Genomic DNA, 15,856 nt, shown 5'->3' with positions numbered 1-15,856 from the left:
GACGGGTACCCGCCCGGGGTCTACGACTCCAACGTCTTACGCAACGCCTTGGCCGCCTTACGCGCCATGTCCTCGACCGCCGCCCGCCGCTCGGCATCCGCGTCATAGGCGGCCCGCCGATCACGCACGACCTTCGCGGGAATACCCGCCGCGACGGCGTAGTCGGGGATGTCACCGCGCACGACCGCGTGCGCGCCGATGACGCTGCCGCGACCGATCCGGGTCCCCTTGGTCACGGTGACCTTGGTGCACAACCAGGTGTCCGGCCCGATGCGCACCGGCGACTTCACGATGCCCTGGTCCTTGATCGGCTGGTTGATGTCGGCGGTGACGTGGTCGAAGTCGCACACGTACACCCAGTCCGCGACCAGCGCCGCCGACCCGATCTCGATGTCGAGGTAGCAGTTGACGACGTTCTGCCGCCCGAACACCGCCTTGTCCCCGATCCGCAACGACCCCTCGTGGCACCGGATCGCGTTCCCGTCGCCGATGTGCACCCACCGCCCGATCTCCAGGCGGCCGTACCCCGGGCGCGCGTGGATCTCCACGTCCTTGCCGAGGAACACCATCCCGCGCAGGACGACGTGCGGGTTGGCGAGCCGGAACTTGAGCAGGCGCCAGTACCGCACGAGGTACCAGGGCGTGTAGGCGCGGTTGCGCAGCACCCAGCGGAGGGAGTCCACGGTGAGGAACCGGGCCTGCTCCGGATCCCGCCGCCCCCAGAACCGCAAGCGGCTCACCACCGGCGAACCCCACATGGACGTCATGGCGGGCAACGCTAATCGATGCGGTGGTGCGGGGCCGCGGGTGGCGGGGCCGTGCTGAGCAGCCCCCGAATCGAGGGTAGTTCGGGGGGCGGGTTGGGCGGCAGGGTGAACAGCGGGCTGGGGATCGCCAGCGGCGTTGTGGACAACCTCGAGGCGGCGAGAACTGTCCCGGGGGCCGGGGCGCGCGGCATCTCGGCGGTTGGAATGGGCACGGCGCAGTAGGCAGCCCCCGAATCCAGGGTAGTTCGAGGGGCGAGTTGGGCGGCAAGGTGAAAGACGGGCTGGGATCGGCGGAGGCGTTGTGGACAACCTGAGGGCGGCGAGAACTGCTCCGGGGGCCGGGGCGCGCGGCATCTCGGCGGTTGGAATGGGCACGGCGCAGTAGGCAGCCCCCGAATCGAGGGTAGTTCGGGGAACAGGTTGGGCGGCAGGGTGAACAGCGGGCTGGGGGTCGCCGGAGGCGTTGTGGACAACCTTGAGGCGGCGAGAGCTGCCACGGAGTGGGTGGAGTGGGCGAGGTGGAGTAGGCAGCCCCCGAATCCAGCCTAGTTGGGCAGGCGGGATGCGCGGGACGGTGAAGGCGAGCTGGGGATAGCCGGAGGGGTTGTGGACAACCTGGAGGCGGCGAGGGCTGTCCCGGGCACCGGGGCGCGGGGCGGTCATCGCGGCGGTTGGGGGCGAGGCGAAATGAGCAGCCCCCGAATCCAGCCTAGTTCGGGGGCGAGCAGCGTGGGAGCGGTGATCGTCGGGCTGGGGATGAGCACGGGCGTTGTGGACAACCAGGACCGCCGGAGCGGTCAGGGGTGCTTTCGGCCGGTGATCATGACGTTGTAGAAGAGGGAGCGGGGGAGCAGGGGGCGCAGGACCTTGTCGTCGAGCCAGGAGAGGCGTTGCCAGGTTCGGAAGGCGAACATGGCCCAGCCGAAGCCGAGTTTCTCCCGGGGGACGGCTGCTTCGAAGGTGCGGACGGGCCAGCCGAACAGGGCTGCCGTCAGCTCCTCGGTGGCCGCGCGGACCTCGGTCAGGCCCGCCGACCTGGCGGTGGTCTCCAACTCCGCGGGGTCGAAGGTGTGCAGGTCGACCACGGCCTCCAGGGCGGCGGCGCGGGAGGACTCGTCCAGTTCCTCCTGCGGTCGGCGCCAGGTGCGCAGTGGGCCCAGTTTGGTCAGGTTGGTGGTCAGCCACCACGTCGCCTGGCCTAGTTTGCGGGCGTAGCGGTCGCCGATCTTGGTGGGTTCGCCCGCGAAGACGAACCGGCCGCCCGGTTTGAGGACCCGGTTGACCTCGCGGAACGCGGTGGGCAGGTCCGGGATGTGGTGCAGGACCGCGTGCCCGACGACCAGGTCGAAGGTGTTGTCGTCGTACGGGAGGCGTTCGGCGTCGGCCACCCGGCCGTCGACGTCGAGGCCGAGGGCTTTGGCGTTGCGCAGGGCCACCTCGACCATGCCGGGTGAGAGGTCGGTGACCGAGCCCTTCTTGATGACGCCGCCCTGCATCAGGTTGAGCAGGAAGAAGCCGGTGCCGCTGCCGAGTTCCATCGCCGTCTCGTAGGGCCAGCCGCCCTCGCCCGCGATGGCGCGGAAGCGGCCGGTGGCGTAGTCGATGCAGCGCTCGTCGTAGGAGATGGACCACTTCTCGTCGTAGGTGCCCGCCTCCCAGTCGTGGTAGAGGACGTTGGCGAGCTTCGGGTCGGCGAAGGCGGCCTGGACCTCTTCGGCGGTGGCGTGCGGGTTCGGGGTGGGGTCAGCGGCCATCGAAGCGCGCCTTCCCCGGGCCGTTCTCCAGGAACGAGCGCAGTCCCGTGGTGCGGTCCTCGGTGGCGAACAGCGCCGCGAACAGGTTCGTCTCCGCCGCGAGACCGCTGGTCAGGTCGGTGTCGAGGCCGGTGTCGATGGCGGCCTTGGCTGCGGCGAGCGCGCGGGGCGCGGCGTGGCGGAACTGGCCCGCCCAGCGCTTGGCCGCCTCGTACACGTCGTCGGGGGCCACGACCTCGTCGACCATGCCGATCGCCAGTGCCTCACCCGCCTCGACGAACCGTCCGGTGTAGACGATGTCCTTGGCGCGGCTGGGGCCGATCAGCCTGGCCAGCCGCTGGGTGCCGCCCGCGCCGGGGATCAGGCCGAGCAGGACCTCGGGCTGGCCGACCTTGGCGTTGTCACCGGCGATGCGGCGGTCGCAGGCGAGGGCGAGCTCGTAGCCGCCGCCGAGGGCGTAGCCGGTGATGGCTGCGACGGTCGGCTTGGGCAGGCGGGCCACGGCGGTGACCGAGGCGCTGAGTTCGGGGGCGTAGTCGGCGATGTCGGTGTAGGACATCTCGGCGAACTCCTTGACGTCCGCGCCAGCCGCGAACACCTTGGGGCCGCCGTAGACGATCACCGCCCGCACGTCGGCCCTGGTGCCCGCCTCCTGGGCCGCCTCCCGCAGCTCGGCCTGCAACTGGCGGTTGATCGCGTTCATCGGCGGCCGGTTCAACCGGATGGTGCCGATGCCGTCCTCGACCTCAAGCGCTACGAACTCACCCACGGCTGGTCCTCCTGCATGGTGCCTGGTCGTCGGAAGGTTACCTGTCGGTAGGAACTCAGGCCCGGCGGCGGGCGAAGAACCGGTCGCCGGAGCGCTCGAGCTCGAGCGACTGGCCGAACGCGGCCGAGAGGTTGTCGCTGGTGAGCACGTCGTCGATCAGCCCCTGGGCGACCACGCCGCCGCCGGAGAGCAGCAGCAGGTGGGTGAACCCGGGCGGGATCTCCTCGACGTGGTGGGTGACCAGCACGGTGGCGGGGGCGTCCGGGTCGAGCGCGAGGTCGGTCAGCCTGGCCACCAGGTCCTCGCGGCCACCGAGGTCGAGGCCCGCGGCGGGCTCGTCGAGCAGCAGCAGCTCGGGGTCGGTCATCAGCGCGCGGGCGATCAGGGTGCGCTTGCGCTCGCCCTCGGACAGGGTGCCGAAGGTGCGGTCGCCGAGCCCGGCGATGCCCATGGACTTGAGCAGGTCGTCGGCGCGGCCGGTGTCGAGCTGGTCGTACTCCTCGCGCCAGCGGCCGAGCACGGCGTACCCGGCGCTGACGACGACGTCGCGCACCTTCTCCTCGGCGGGCACCCGGCCCGCGAGCGCGGCGGTGGCGAAGCCGATGCGGGTGCGCAGCTCGAACACGTTGACCCGGCCGATCCGCTCGCCGAGCACGTGCACGACGCCGGTGCTGGGGTGCAGTTCGGCCCCGGCCAGCCGCAACAGGGTCGTCTTGCCAGCACCGTTGCTGCCCAGGACCACCCAGCGCTCGTCGAGTTCGACGCGCCAGTCGAGGTCCTTGAGCAGGTCAGCGGTGCCGCGCCGCACCCCGACGCCCGCCATGTGCAGGACGAGGTCGTCGAGGTCTTCCGGTGTGCTGTCGGGTCCGGGGTCGGCCTGAGTCCGCGAGGTCACGGCCGCCATTCTGCCTTTGCCCACCGGTGCTGTGCGTTTGCCTCCCTGCGCAGCCGGGCTGCCCCGCGGCGGCGGTACCGGGTTGACTCGCACCGCACGAGAGGAGCGCCCATGTCATCGGGGTACACGGTCAACACCACCAGCCTGGCCATCCGGGTCGGTGAGCTGCGCGCACTGGCCGAGGAGGTCGAGGTGGCGGCGAACCGGCTGTCGGGCTCGGCGGGTGATCTCGGGCCCGGCGACCTCGCCCCGGCGGCCAGGGAGGTGGCCGACCAGTGGCGCGACGACCTGGGCAGCATGCGGGACAAGATCGACAAGATCGCGGACAACGTGCGGTCCGCGGTCGCCAACTACGAGCAGGTCGAGCAGGGCGGGGCGGACCGGATGCGGTTCGCGGTCAGCGACGCGGTCGCCGAGGCCCAGCTCAACGCCCTGCGCGGGGGCGCGGCGAGCCAACAGGCGCGGCTCAACAGCCTGACGACCGACACGAACCCCGGAGGCTGACCGTGGCGCGCAGCTACCCCACGCTCGGGTTCGACCCGACTCCGGGCGAGTTGTCCGCGGTCCAGGCGATGGTGATCGAACTGGCCGAGGCGCGGACGATGCTCGCCGCCGTCGCGCCGCGGCTGGCCGAGGCGTGCACGATCGCCGACGACGCGGACTGGGGCGGGTCGGCCGCCGAGGAGTTCAGCGACCACGGCGACGACCTGCCGAAGGGGATCGCCAAGGGCGCCGAGTCGATCCAGGCGGTGGGCGACGCGCTGACCGCCTGGGCGGGCCGGTTGAAGGCGAACCAGGACAAGGCGGAGGAACTGGAGGCGCGGGCGAAGCGGCTCAAGGCGGACGTGGAGGAGGCTGCCGAGGCGCAGACCCGGGCGGCCGGAGCGATCCCTCGCGACGTGAGCAACCCTCACTACGGTGCCAGATGCGACGCCTTCCTGGGCGCGGTGCGGGCCGCGGGTCAGGCTCAGGCCGCCTTCGACCAGGTGATCTCGGACGCGCACCGGCTGGAGCGCAAGCACCTGCGGGAGGCGGACGCGACCGCGGCGAAGATCCGCAGCGGCCCGGACGAGGTGTTCAAGCCGGAGAACGACGGCTGGCTGGTGCAGACCCTCGACGGCGTGGGCAAGACCTCGGGGATCGTCTCCAGCGCCTCGGCGGCGATCGCGGCGGGGTCGCTGCTGATCCCGGGCGTCGGCGAGGTCGTCGCGCCGGTGGCCGGGACCGTGTCGGCCGCGGCGGGCGGGGTCAACGCGCTGACCGGCCTGGCACAGAAGGCGGCGGGGTCGTCGAACGCGCCGTCGTGGGTGGACATCGGGTTGGGCCTGGTGCCCGGCCGCACACTGACCTCCGGGGTCGTCGGCGCGGGCAAGGGGTTGGCCGACGACGCGGTGGAGGCGGGCAGCAGGGCCCGGCGGACGATCAGGGGTGCCCGTGACGGGGCGGTCGAGGGGTTCACCTCGGCGGGCATCGGCAAGGCCGTCAAGGACGTCGGGACCCTGCGCAAGCTCGCCGCCGAACAGGGCTCCACGGGCGCCGCCCTGCGGGAGAAAGCCGCCAAGGACCTGCGCGACAAGGGCGACAAGATCGCCCGCCGGTTCCAGGACCCGGAGAAGTTCACCCCGGCCCAGCGCGACGCCTTCGGTCGCCTGCGGTCGGCGGGCGAGGCGTACTCGGCGAGCGTGGACGCGGCCGTGCGGTCCGCGCAGGCGGCGGGGGTGCAGTTCAGCCCGGAGCAGCGGCGGGAGCTGGAGCTGCTCAAGCTCGCGGGCAACCCCGGCCGGTCCAGCGCGGAGAGCGCCCTGGTCAACACGGTGGCGGCGAGCACGAGGGAGCACGTCAAGTGAGGCTCGCGATGCCCTCGGAGGCGCGGCAGGTGGCACTGGACGACCCGGCCCGTGCGGCGCGGGAGTACGCCGGGATCCTCGGCGAGCTGCGGGCCGGGGCGGCCGCGGACCTGGAGGCATTGGCCGCGGAGTCGGTGGAGGGGGTGCTGCGGCAGGGGGCGTTCCTGATGGCCGTGGTGGCGCCCGCCGAGGCCGACCCGGCGTTGCTGACGGGGGTGGCGCTGGTCGTGCCGGACGGCTGGGACCTGGACACCGCCGACGCCCTGCGGGACTCGTTGGAGGACGTCGGCGGGCCTGACCTGCGGCAGACGGTCCTGGTGGAGAGCGGGATGGGACCCGCGGTGGTGGCGCAGCGGGTCCCGGGGGTCGAGCAGGCGCGGGCCCGTGAGCCGCTGGCGCTGCAGCTGCAGGCGTTCATCCCGGAGCCGGGTTCCGGCCGGATGCTGCTGCTCACGCTGTCCGCGCCGTCGAGGCGGGGGTGGGCCGAGCACCAGGCGCTGTTCACCGGATTGGTGGCCTCGGCGAGCCCCTCGACGGCCAAGCCAGAGCCCGATGAGTCCTTTGAACAGCACACTTTCCGGCTCTGACCTGCCGGGGAACGTCTCGATCCGATCTTCGATCGGCCCGCGCGTCTCGATCGAGTGGGCAGTCTGGTCCAGGATGGGGTGGTGCCGCACTCAGCTCCACGCCCAGGAAGCCCGTTCCCGCTCGGTGCCCACCCCGAGGCGGGTGGGGTGCGCTTCGCCGTCGCCTCGTCGGTGGCCGACGGCGTCGAGCTGTGCCTGGTCGCCGAGGACGAGGACGGGCAGCAGACCGAGCAACGGGTCGAGCTGACCGAGCGCACCTTCGGGATCTGGCACGGCGTCGTCCCCGGCGTCACCCCCGGCCAGCGCTACGGCTACCGGGTGCACGGCCCGTACGACCCGCGCCGGGGCCTGCGCTGCAACCCGCACAAGCTGCTGGTCGACCCCTACGCGCGCCGGATCACCGCGGCCGTGCCGGACCTGGGCGCCACCCGGGGCTACCGGGGCGACCCGATGACCGGCGGCGCCTCCCGGACCGACTCCCTGGGCGCGGTACCGCTGTCGGTGGTCACCTCCCCCGGCGGGCCGGACACCGGCAGGCGCCCTGACGTGCCGTTCGAGGAGACGGTCGTCTACGAGCTGCACGTCAAGGGCTTCACGAAGCTGCACCCGGACGTGCCCAAGAACCTGCGCGGCACCTACCTGGGCTTGGCCCACCCGGCGGTGATCGAGCACCTGGTGCGGCTGGGCGTCACGGCGGTGGAGCTGCTGCCGGTGCACACCCACGCCGACGAGCCGATGCTGCTGCGGTCCGGCAGGCACAACTACTGGGGCTACTCCACGTTGGGCTACCTCTCGCCGCACGCCGGGTACGCGAGCCGGGCCGGGCACGAGGTGGAGGAGTTCCGCACGATGGTGGCCGCGCTGCACGCGGTCGGCATCGAGGTGATCCTCGACGTCGTCTACAACCACACGTGCGAAGGCGGGGTCGCGGGGCCGACCCTGTCGTTCCGCGGCTTCGACGCCCCCGCGTACTACGCCATCGACGGCGAGGGGCGCGACATCGACATCACCGGCTGCGGCAACACCCTCGACCCGGGCTCCCCCACCGTGGTGCGGCTGGTGGTCGACTCGATGCGCTACTTCGCGGCCGAACTGGGGGTCGACGGGTTCCGGCTCGACCTCGCCAGCGCGATGGGCCGTCCGCACGCGGGCTCGTTCGACGCGGGGTCGACCCTGCTGACGGCGATCACGACCGACCCGGTGCTGGCCAACCGCAAGCTGATCGCCGAGCCGTGGGACGCCACCGGCGAGGGCTACCGGGTGGGCGGCTTCGGTCCACAGTGGACCGAGTGGAACGGCCGGTTCCGCGACGGCGCCCGCGACTTCTGGCGCGGCGCGACCGGCCTGCGCGACCTCGCGTACCGCCTGTCGGGTTCCTCGGACCTCTACGCGGGCAGGCGGCCGTGGGCGTCCATCAACTTCGTCACCGCGCACGACGGGTTCACGTTGCGGGACCTGGTCTCTTACGACCACAAGCACAACCACGAGAACGGCGAACACGGCGCGGACGGCACCAACGACAACCGCTCGTGGAACTGCGGTGTCGAGGGTGAGACCGGTGACCCCGCCGTGCTCGCCCTGCGCGACCGGCAAGCCCGCAACCTGCTCGCGACGCTGCTGCTGTCCACGGGCACGCCGATGCTGGTGGCCGGGGACGAGCGGTGGCGCACCCAGCACGGCAACAACAACGCGTACTGCCTGGACAACCAGACCTCCTGGGTGGACTGGAGCGCGGACAAGAAGGCCGACGACCTGCTGGCGTTCACCCGCAGGCTGATCGCGCTGCGCGCCGACTCCCCCGCCCTGCGCCAGCCGCAGTTCTTCGACGGCCGCCCCACCCGCTCCGGCGAGCCCGACCTGGTGTGGTTCCGGCCCGACGGCGAGCCGATGGTCGAACAGGACTGGTTCGACGAGTCGCGCCGCACGCTCGGGATGTGGATCGACGGCTCCGAGTGCCTCTCCCGCGACCGCGACGGCGAACTGGTCGCCGACGACTCGTGGCTGCTGCTGCTGCACTCGGGCGCGGACCCGGTGGAGGTGGTGCTGCCGTCGGACCGGTACGGCCGCCGCTACATCCCGGTGCTGGACTCCGGCACCGCCCGCGGGGTGCCGCTCGAGGTCGAGCCGCTGCCGCCCGGCAAGCGGGTGACCCTGCCGGGGCGGACCGCGCTCCTACTACGGGCGCCCCGGATCAGCCAGTAGGCCGTATCAGTCCGTGGGACACGTGGCTGGGCCGGTTGGCCCATGCCACGATCGCGGTGTGACCAGGTCCGAGCCGTCGATGGCGCAGTCGCCGCCCCTGTGGCGCGACCGCCCCGTCGACCTGCTGCTCGTCGCCTCCTGCGCGTGTAGTCGCCCGCGGCGCCCCCACCTGTCCCGCTGAGGTCCGGTGCGCCGCCGCGCGTGGCCACCGACACCAGAGCAGGAGAACAGGACATGACCGCACCGACACTGGCCCCAGAGGTCCACCCGCGCTTCGACCGCGCGGAACTGCACGAGCTGATCGCGCCGCGGGATCCGCTGTGGACACCGAGGGAGCTGCGCGAGCTGACCTCGACGGTGACCGCCGACTTCCAGGACCGGCTGGTGGAGGTGGTCCGCTTCGCCAGCCCCCAGCGCTGGTGGACCCGCCTGGCGCTGACCGACGAGGTGGAGCTGTGGCTGCTGTCGTGGCTGCCCGGCCAGGGCACCGCCCCGCACGACCACGGCGGCGCGGCTGGCGCGTTCACCGTGCTGTTCGGCGAGGTCGCCGAGACCTACCGGTACCCGTCCGGCCCGATCCGCGAGCACCGGCACCCGGTCGGGACCTCGATCGGGTTCGGCCAGGGCCGGGCGCACCAGGTGCGCAACCTGGGCCAGGTGAAGGCCGCGACCGTGCACGCCTACTCGCCGCCGCTGGTCCCGACCCGCGAATACAGCACCCTGCGCGAGGTCCCCGACGAGATCCCCGCCCTCCCCCTGCCCCGGTTCGCCCGATGAGCGCCGTCGACGACCAACTGGCCGCCGCCCGCGCCGACCTGACCCGGCTGACCCCCGAGGCCGCCCACGCCCTGCAGACCAGCGGCGAAGCGCTGCTGGTCGACATCCGCCCCATAGCCAACCGCGGCGACGAAGGCGAGATCCCCGGCGCGCTGCCCATCGAGCGCATCCACCTGGAATGGCGCCTCGACCCCGCGGGCGACCACCGCATCGACGGCTTCACCCCCAACACCACGGTCGTCGTCCTGTGCAACGAGGGCTACGCCTCCAGCTTCGCCGCCCGAGACCTCAAACGCCTGGGTCTGCCCCGAGCCACCGACCTCATCGGCGGCTACCGAGCCTGGCAAGCGGCGGGCCTACCCACCCAACCCGGCGGAACCCCCGCCATCCCCTGACCCGTCCGGCACTCCGACTTGTCCGCACTCCACGTTACCCACCCTCCACGTTGTCCACAGGCCGCCCCGCAACCCGCCCGCCTCATCGGCCCTCGCCGGTAAGCTGGTTTCGGGGGCTGCTCAGACCAGTTCGATCTTGCGTTGTCGAGCGGCCACCGGGCGGCGCACCGAGTTGTCCACAGGCCGCTGTTCAGCGCACCCGTCTCGTCGGCGCTCGCCGGTAGGCTGGATTCGGGGGCTGCCAGGCCCGGTTTGATCTTGTGTTGCGCTCACCGGGCCCGCCGCGGAGGAGGCTCGGCTGACCGCGCCCGGGATGAACCCCAGCGCTGCCACCGAGTTCGCGTCGAAGGCCTTGCGAATCCGTCTCGTCCGGCAGGCCATCGCAAGATCGAATTGGCCTGAGCAGCCCCCGAATCCAGCCTACCGATGAGGTCTGACAAGACGGGTACGGCGAACCGAGTTGTCCACAGGGCGCAGCCGAGCACGCCCGCCTTGTCGGACTTCATGGGTAGGCTGGATTCGGGGGCTGCCAGGACCGGTTTGATCTTGCGCTGTCGAGCGTCGCCGGGCAACGCACCGAGTTGTCCACAGCCCGCCGCTCAACGCACCCGTCTTGTCGGAGCCCGCCAGTAAGCTGGATTCGGGGGCTGCTCAGACCGACTCGTGCGGGCTCGCGTCGCGCACCGCCGCTAGGAAAGCGCGGATCAGGGCCGGGTCCTTGACGCCTCGGCGTGATTCGACGCCGCTGGAGACGTCCACGCCGTGGGGGTGAGTGCGGGCGATCGCTTCGGCGACGTTGGTGGGGGTCAGGCCGCCCGCGAGGAGCCACGGGCCGACCACACCGTCCACAGTGGACGTGTCCCAGCGTTCGCCGGACCCGGCGACGGGCGAGTCGAGCAGGAGCAGGTCGGCGCCCCAGGAGTCGAGGTCGGTGGTCTGGGCGGTGGAGACGGCCCGGATCACCTTGAGGGGCAGGCCCGCCACCGCGTCGAACGCCGAGCGCGGGTAGTCGCCGTGCAGTTGCACCGCGCCGAGCCCGGCGTCCAGCGTCGTGCGCCCCGCTTCGTCCGCGGGCACACCGAGGAAGACGCCGACCGTCAGGACGTGGGCGGGGACTCTGGCGGCCAGGGACCTGGCCTGCTCGACGGTGACCTGGCGGGGGCTGGCGGCGAAGACGAAACCGATCGCGTCGGCGCCCGCCGAGACCGCGGTGTCGACGTCCTCGGGGGTGCGCAAGCCGCAGACCTTCACGAACATGCCACCACGATATACGGGGATTGCTCATGTCCCTGACCTGCGGAACCCCGCCCCCGCGTCGGGCGTCTGTTGCTCGTGCGTCTTACCCGGGTGCTCGGTCACCCCCTCACCATCCTGACCGCGATCGTGTGCGGTGCCGCCGCGCTCGGCTACCGCTCGGCGGGGGAGATCGGGCTCGGCGTGCTGGGTGAACTGGTCGGGCTGCTGCTGGGGCTGCTCGCGCTGCAGGTGGGCATGCTGGTGGGCGCGGTGGCGCTGCGCGCGCGGGTGCACAAGGTGGTCATCGGCGTCGGGACCCGCCTCGCGGACTGGACGACACCGCGGCGCGCGGTGGTGTTGCGGGCGGTGCCGATCCTGCTGTCGGTGTCGGTCGGACCGGGTCGGGCGCCCGCGCGGATGCGGATGTGGGGCGCGGCGGTGTGTTCGGCGGTGCTGGCGATCGCGACCGCGGTGGCGGCGGCGTTCGCGGTGTCGAACGGGTTCACCCTGGGGGTCGCAATCGCTTGCGGGGCGACCGTGGCGCACGCGATGGTGCCGCGCAAGCTCCCCGGGTCCACCTCGACCGGGTGGCTGGTGCTCAACCTGCCCCGGCTCTCCGGCGCCCAAGCCGACCAACTGGAGGCGGCGGCGCTGGTGACGGCCACCGTGGACACCGTGCAGGAGGGCGACCTCGCCCGCGCGGCCGCGATGGCCGCCGAACTGGCCGACCGGTACCCGAAGCTGCGCACCGCGACGGCGGCGCGGGTGCTGGTGCTGCAGGCGCAGGGGCGGTACGCGGAGGCGCTGCTGCAGGCCATGGCGATCGCGGGGGACGCGACGCAGACACCGCAGGAGGCGGCGGTGTCGTTCGCGGCTCTGGCGAGCCTGGCGTACGCGACGGTCGAGTCCGGCCAGTTGGACCCGGAACTGGGCATGGGCACCGCCGACCAGGCCCTCGAGAACGCCGAAACCCTCGGCTACCCCACCCACCGCCTCGACGGCTGCCGGGCGCTGCGCGAACTGGTCCTCGGCAACACCGCCAAAGCCATCCTCCTGGCCCGCCACGCCGCCGACACCTGCGACGACCGCCTCGGCCGAGCCGACGACCTGGCCACCCTGGCCCGAGCCCACATGGCAGCCGGCGACAACAAGGCGGCCCGAGCGGCCCTGGCCGAGGCCGAACAGGTGGTCCCCTGGTGGCCCCGCGTCGCCGACACCCGCACCCGCCTCGACATCGGCTGACGCAGAACACCCGGCGGCCACTTCACGGACAGGGCAACCGCCACGCCCGAGGTCATGTGTCCCGCAACGCAGGACGCCCAGCGAACACTGCTGCCGTCTGGCAATCCCCCACGCGGCCACACCCCGCCGCACAACAACGCGGAACAGACGGCCGCAAGCACGCCAACAGGCCCAAGCCTTGGGCACGCGGCGAGCGCTGCCCTAGGCCCCTCGCAGACACACCCGATATCGACCACGCGGCGAACAAGGCAGCCGCCAATGACCATGGCTCGCCCGAACCGGTTCGCCTGCGACCCTTCGCACGCCACACCCCGCCGAACAACCACAACCGCAGAACAGCCACCCTGCGCGAACAAGGCCACAGCCGAACAACGCAGCCACCAAGACCGCGCCGCGCCCACCCACCGCCTGTGTCGCCAGAACCACGGCCGCAACGGCCAGACAGCCACACCCACGAACAGCCACACCAACCAGGCCCCGGGTCGCACCCGACTCAGCAAGTCCCTGCCCTGGACACCCACGCCCACCGCACACAGCGGCCACCCGCGAACAACGGCCGCCAAAACCACGCCGCGCCCAACACAAACCCTCGACACCCACAGCCGCAAGATCGAGCCAGCCACCCAACGAACGGCCACACCTACCAGGCCCCAGGTCGCATCCGACTCAGTGAGCCTCTGCCCTAGGGCACGCCTGGCGGCCGCCCGCGAACAGGCAACTCGCCAGCACGCCCTGCCAACAACCACAACCCCACAACGCGAGACGGCCACCCCGCGAGCGAGGTGGCCGTCCCAAAACCATGGCTCAGGCCAAGACTACCTTGCCCAGTTCCGCCGGAGTAGCCAGCAACCCGTGCTTAGGCAGCACCCGCGCGGTCACGCCCAGCGCGCCCGCGTGCGGTAGTGCCAGTTCCGTCGTGTACCGGCCGCCCTCGGTGGGGTGCATTACCGCTGTCACCACGTCCGAGAGGTCGTCGGTGTCGCCTACTCGGCCGATGACCGCTTGGACTTCGACGTCTCCCGCGCCGAGGCCCGCGAGGTCGACCGTGGCGTTGACGCGGACGATTTCTCCTATTACCGGGGAGTGGTTGTCCTCGACGGCCAGTTCGCAGTCGACGACGCGGACCCGTTGCCACGCGCCGGAGAGGCGGCCGCGGTAGTTGGCGAGGTCGCGGGCTACCCGGAAGTCGTCCGCTTGGGCGAGGGCACCCGCGGCGGCCGCGGGGGCGTAGGCGGATTCGACGTACTCGCCCACCATCCGCGTCGCTTGGATCTGCGGCCCCAGGGACGACAGGGTGTGGCGGACCATCGCCATCCACTGGGTGGGTACCCCGGCGGCGTCGCGGTCGTAGTACAGCGGTGCAACCTGGGAGCCGAGGAGTTCGTACAGCGCCGCGGCTTCGAGGTCGTCTCGGCGGACGGGGTCGGTGATGCCGTCGGCGGTGGGGATGGCCCAGCCGTTGCTGCCGTCGTAGAACTCGTCCCACCAGCCGTCGCGGATGGACAGGTTGAGGCCGCCGTTGAGGGCCGCCTTCATGCCGGAGGTGCCGCACGCCTCGAGCGGGCGCATCGGGTTGTTGAGCCAGACGTCGCAGCCCCAGTAGAGGTAGCGGGCCATGTTCATGTCGTAGTCCGGCAGGAACACGATCCGGTGCCGCACGCCCGCGTCGTCGGCGAAGCGGACGATCTGCTGGATCAGGGCCTTGCCGCCGTCGTCGGCCGGGTGGGACTTGCCAGCCACGACCAGTTGGACCGGGCGCTGCGGGTGCAGCAGCAGCGCCCGCAGCCGCTCGGAGTCGCGCAGCATCAGGGTGAGCCGCTTGTAGGTCGGCACCCGGCGGGCGAAGCCGACGGTCAGCACGTCCGGGTCGAAGACCGTGTCGGTCCAGCCCAGTTCCAGTGCCGAGGCGCCGCGCTGCAGCCAGGCCGCGCGGACCCGCTTGCGGACCTCGTCGACCAGGCGGCGGCGCAGCGTGCCGCGCAGTTCCCACAGCCGGGCGTCGGACACCGAGGCGTCGACCCCGGTGTAGCCCTCGTCGGTCGGGTCGCCGATGACCTCGGTCATCTCGCGGGCCGCCCAGGTGGGGCCGTGCACGCCGTTGGTGACCGAACTGATCGGCACCTCGTCGGTGTCGAAGCCGGGCCACAGCCCGCCGAACATGTCCCGGCTGACCGCGCCGTGCAGGCGGGAGACGCCGTTGGCGCGCTGGGCCAGCCGCAGCCCCATGTGCGCCATGTTGAACATGCCCGGGTTGTCCTCGGCGCCCAGGGCGAGCACCCGGCGCAGGTCGATGCCCGGCAGCAGCGTGCCGTCGCCGAAGTAGTGCTGGACCAGGTCGACCGGGAACCGGTCGATGCCTGCCGGGACGGGGGTGTGCGTGGTGAACACCGTGCCCGCGCGCACCGCCGAGAGCGACTGGTCGAAGTCCAGTCCCTGCCCGGACACCAGTTCCCGCAACCGCTCCAGGCCGAGGAACCCGGCGTGGCCCTCGTTGGTGTGGAACACCTCCGGCTGCGGCGTGCCGGTCAGCTCGCAGTAGGTGCGCACCGCGCGGACGCCACCGACCCCGGCGAGGATCTCCTGCCGGATCCGGTGGTCCTGGTCGCCGCCGTAGAGCCGGTCGGTGACCCCGCGCAGGTCCTCGGCGTTCTCCTCGATGTCGGAGTCGAGCAGCAGCAGCGGCACCCGGCCGACCTGCGCCCGCCAGATCCGCGCGCGCAGCACCCGCCCACCCGGCATCGCCACGTGCACCAGGATCGGCGCGCCGGAGGGCTCGGTGAGCGGCTCCAGCGGCAACCCGTTCGGGTCGATCACCGGGTAGTGCTCGACCTGCCAGCCGTCGAGCGAGAGCGACTGGCGGAAGTAGCCGGACCGGTAGAGCAGGCCGACGCCGATGAGCGGGACACCCAGGTCGGATGCCGCCTTCAGGTGGTCGCCCGCGAGCACGCCGAGACCGCCGGAGTAGTTGGGCAGCGCCTCGGTGACGCCGAACTCCATGGAGAAGTAGGCGATGGACGCGGGCAGCCTGCCGCCGTTGTTCCCGGTGTCGTGGCGCTGGTACCAGCGCGGCTCGCCGAGGTAGCGGCGCAGGTCGGCGGCGACCTCGCCCACCCTGGCGAGGAACCCGGGGTCGGTGGCCAGTCGCTCCAGCCGCTCGGCGGGCACCTGGGCGAGCAGGTGCAGCGGATCGCCGCCCACCGCCGCCCAGATGTCGCGGTCGACATCGGCGAACAGGTCCTGGGTCGGCGGGTGCCATGTCCACCGCAGGTTGGTGGCGAGCACCCCGAGATCGGCGAGCGGGTCGGGCAACCCGGCGCGGACGGTGAATCGACGTACGGCTCTCACGGAGACCGACCCTACTTGCCAGCCTGGATCGAGCAAGCCG

Annotated in this window: 14 protein-coding genes; 8 read left to right on the top strand and 6 right to left on the bottom strand. The window is 72.1% G+C overall.

Going from position 1 to position 15,856, the window contains the following annotated elements; genetic code table 11:
• Window positions 1-20: 20 nt before the first annotated feature.
• The 4 genes from JOD54_RS14780 to JOD54_RS14765 all read right to left on the bottom strand — a co-directional run bounded on the left by JOD54_RS14780 (window position 21) and on the right by JOD54_RS14765 (window position 4,194).
• Complete coding sequence (locus JOD54_RS14780; RefSeq protein ID WP_204451090.1) at window positions 21-767, bottom strand: acyltransferase; 747 nt, start codon at window positions 765-767, stop codon at window positions 21-23.
• 797 nt (window positions 768-1,564) lie between these two features.
• Window positions 1,565-2,521: a class I SAM-dependent methyltransferase gene (locus tag JOD54_RS14775; RefSeq protein WP_204451089.1), complete on the bottom strand. Its 957-nt coding sequence runs from the start codon at window positions 2,519-2,521 to the stop codon at window positions 1,565-1,567.
• The gene (locus JOD54_RS14770; RefSeq protein WP_204451088.1) at window positions 2,511-3,290 is read right to left on the bottom strand and encodes an enoyl-CoA hydratase/isomerase family protein; all 780 of its coding nucleotides are present in this window, start codon (window positions 3,288-3,290) and stop codon (window positions 2,511-2,513) included. Before JOD54_RS14770 ends, JOD54_RS14775 begins: the two co-directional genes overlap by 11 nt.
• A gap of 55 nt (window positions 3,291-3,345) precedes the next feature.
• Entirely contained in the window at window positions 3,346-4,194 is an 849-nt protein-coding gene (locus tag JOD54_RS14765) for an ABC transporter ATP-binding protein (protein ID WP_204451087.1), read from the bottom strand.
• A 102-nt stretch (window positions 4,195-4,296) separates the two neighbouring features.
• Here JOD54_RS14765 and JOD54_RS14760 point away from each other — a divergent pair, with 102 nt between their 5' ends.
• From JOD54_RS14760 to JOD54_RS14735, 7 genes are all read left to right on the top strand, one after another.
• Window positions 4,297-4,689, top strand: a complete 393-nt coding sequence (locus JOD54_RS14760; protein WP_204451086.1) for a WXG100 family type VII secretion target — start codon at window positions 4,297-4,299, stop codon at window positions 4,687-4,689.
• Between the two features lie 2 nt (window positions 4,690-4,691).
• Window positions 4,692-6,032: a hypothetical protein gene (locus tag JOD54_RS14755; RefSeq protein WP_204451085.1), complete on the top strand. Its 1,341-nt coding sequence runs from the start codon at window positions 4,692-4,694 to the stop codon at window positions 6,030-6,032.
• Entirely contained in the window at window positions 6,029-6,619 is a 591-nt protein-coding gene (locus JOD54_RS14750) for a hypothetical protein (RefSeq protein ID WP_204451084.1), read from the top strand. The genes JOD54_RS14755 and JOD54_RS14750 overlap by 4 nt, the downstream gene beginning before the upstream one ends.
• A gap of 81 nt (window positions 6,620-6,700) precedes the next feature.
• Window positions 6,701-8,821: a glycogen debranching protein GlgX gene (gene glgX / locus JOD54_RS14745; RefSeq protein ID WP_372440314.1), complete on the top strand. Its 2,121-nt coding sequence runs from the start codon at window positions 6,701-6,703 to the stop codon at window positions 8,819-8,821.
• A gap of 58 nt (window positions 8,822-8,879) precedes the next feature.
• The gene (locus JOD54_RS35040; RefSeq protein WP_275592660.1) at window positions 8,880-9,002 is read left to right on the top strand and encodes a hypothetical protein; all 123 of its coding nucleotides are present in this window, start codon (window positions 8,880-8,882) and stop codon (window positions 9,000-9,002) included.
• Between the two features lie 53 nt (window positions 9,003-9,055).
• Window positions 9,056-9,598, top strand: a complete 543-nt coding sequence (locus tag JOD54_RS14740; RefSeq protein WP_204451082.1) for a cysteine dioxygenase — start codon at window positions 9,056-9,058, stop codon at window positions 9,596-9,598.
• Window positions 9,595-9,993 carry a rhodanese-like domain-containing protein gene (locus tag JOD54_RS14735; protein ID WP_204451081.1) on the top strand — a complete coding sequence of 133 codons (399 nt, stop codon included), beginning with the start codon at window positions 9,595-9,597 and terminating at the stop codon, window positions 9,991-9,993. Before JOD54_RS14740 ends, JOD54_RS14735 begins: the two co-directional genes overlap by 4 nt.
• Window positions 9,994-10,644: 651 nt before the next feature.
• On the opposite strand, the gene JOD54_RS14730 is transcribed toward JOD54_RS14735, so the two are convergent.
• Complete coding sequence (locus tag JOD54_RS14730; RefSeq protein WP_204451080.1) at window positions 10,645-11,250, bottom strand: phosphoribosylanthranilate isomerase; 606 nt, start codon at window positions 11,248-11,250, stop codon at window positions 10,645-10,647.
• 90 nt (window positions 11,251-11,340) lie between these two features.
• Here JOD54_RS14730 and JOD54_RS14725 point away from each other — a divergent pair, with 90 nt between their 5' ends.
• Window positions 11,341-12,471: a hypothetical protein gene (locus JOD54_RS14725; RefSeq protein WP_204451079.1), complete on the top strand. Its 1,131-nt coding sequence runs from the start codon at window positions 11,341-11,343 to the stop codon at window positions 12,469-12,471.
• Between the two features lie 804 nt (window positions 12,472-13,275).
• On the opposite strand, the gene glgP is transcribed toward JOD54_RS14725, so the two are convergent.
• On the bottom strand, window positions 13,276-15,816 hold the full coding sequence (glgP, locus tag JOD54_RS14720; RefSeq protein ID WP_204451078.1) for an alpha-glucan family phosphorylase: 2,541 nt from the start codon (window positions 15,814-15,816) through the stop codon (window positions 13,276-13,278).
• Window positions 15,817-15,856 lie beyond the last annotated feature (40 nt).

It is taken from the genome of Actinokineospora baliensis (assembly GCF_016907695.1).
GTDB lineage: Bacteria > Actinomycetota > Actinomycetes > Mycobacteriales > Pseudonocardiaceae > Actinokineospora > Actinokineospora baliensis.
This window is presented reverse-complemented; position numbering and strand designations above follow the sequence as displayed.

Coding starts and splice junctions, on each gene's coding strand:
- JOD54_RS14780 (WP_204451090.1), bottom strand. CDS start 767: ATGACGTCCATGTGGGGTTCGCCGGTGGTGAGCCGCTTGCGGTTCTGG.
- JOD54_RS14765 (WP_204451087.1), bottom strand. CDS start 4,194: ATGGCGGCCGTGACCTCGCGGACTCAGGCCGACCCCGGACCCGACAGC.
- JOD54_RS14730 (WP_204451080.1), bottom strand. CDS start 11,250: ATGTTCGTGAAGGTCTGCGGCTTGCGCACCCCCGAGGACGTCGACACC.
- JOD54_RS14740 (WP_204451082.1), top strand. CDS start 9,056: ATGACCGCACCGACACTGGCCCCAGAGGTCCACCCGCGCTTCGACCGC.
- JOD54_RS14775 (WP_204451089.1), bottom strand. CDS start 2,521: ATGGCCGCTGACCCCACCCCGAACCCGCACGCCACCGCCGAAGAGGTC.
- JOD54_RS14760 (WP_204451086.1), top strand. CDS start 4,297: ATGTCATCGGGGTACACGGTCAACACCACCAGCCTGGCCATCCGGGTC.
- JOD54_RS14735 (WP_204451081.1), top strand. CDS start 9,595: ATGAGCGCCGTCGACGACCAACTGGCCGCCGCCCGCGCCGACCTGACC.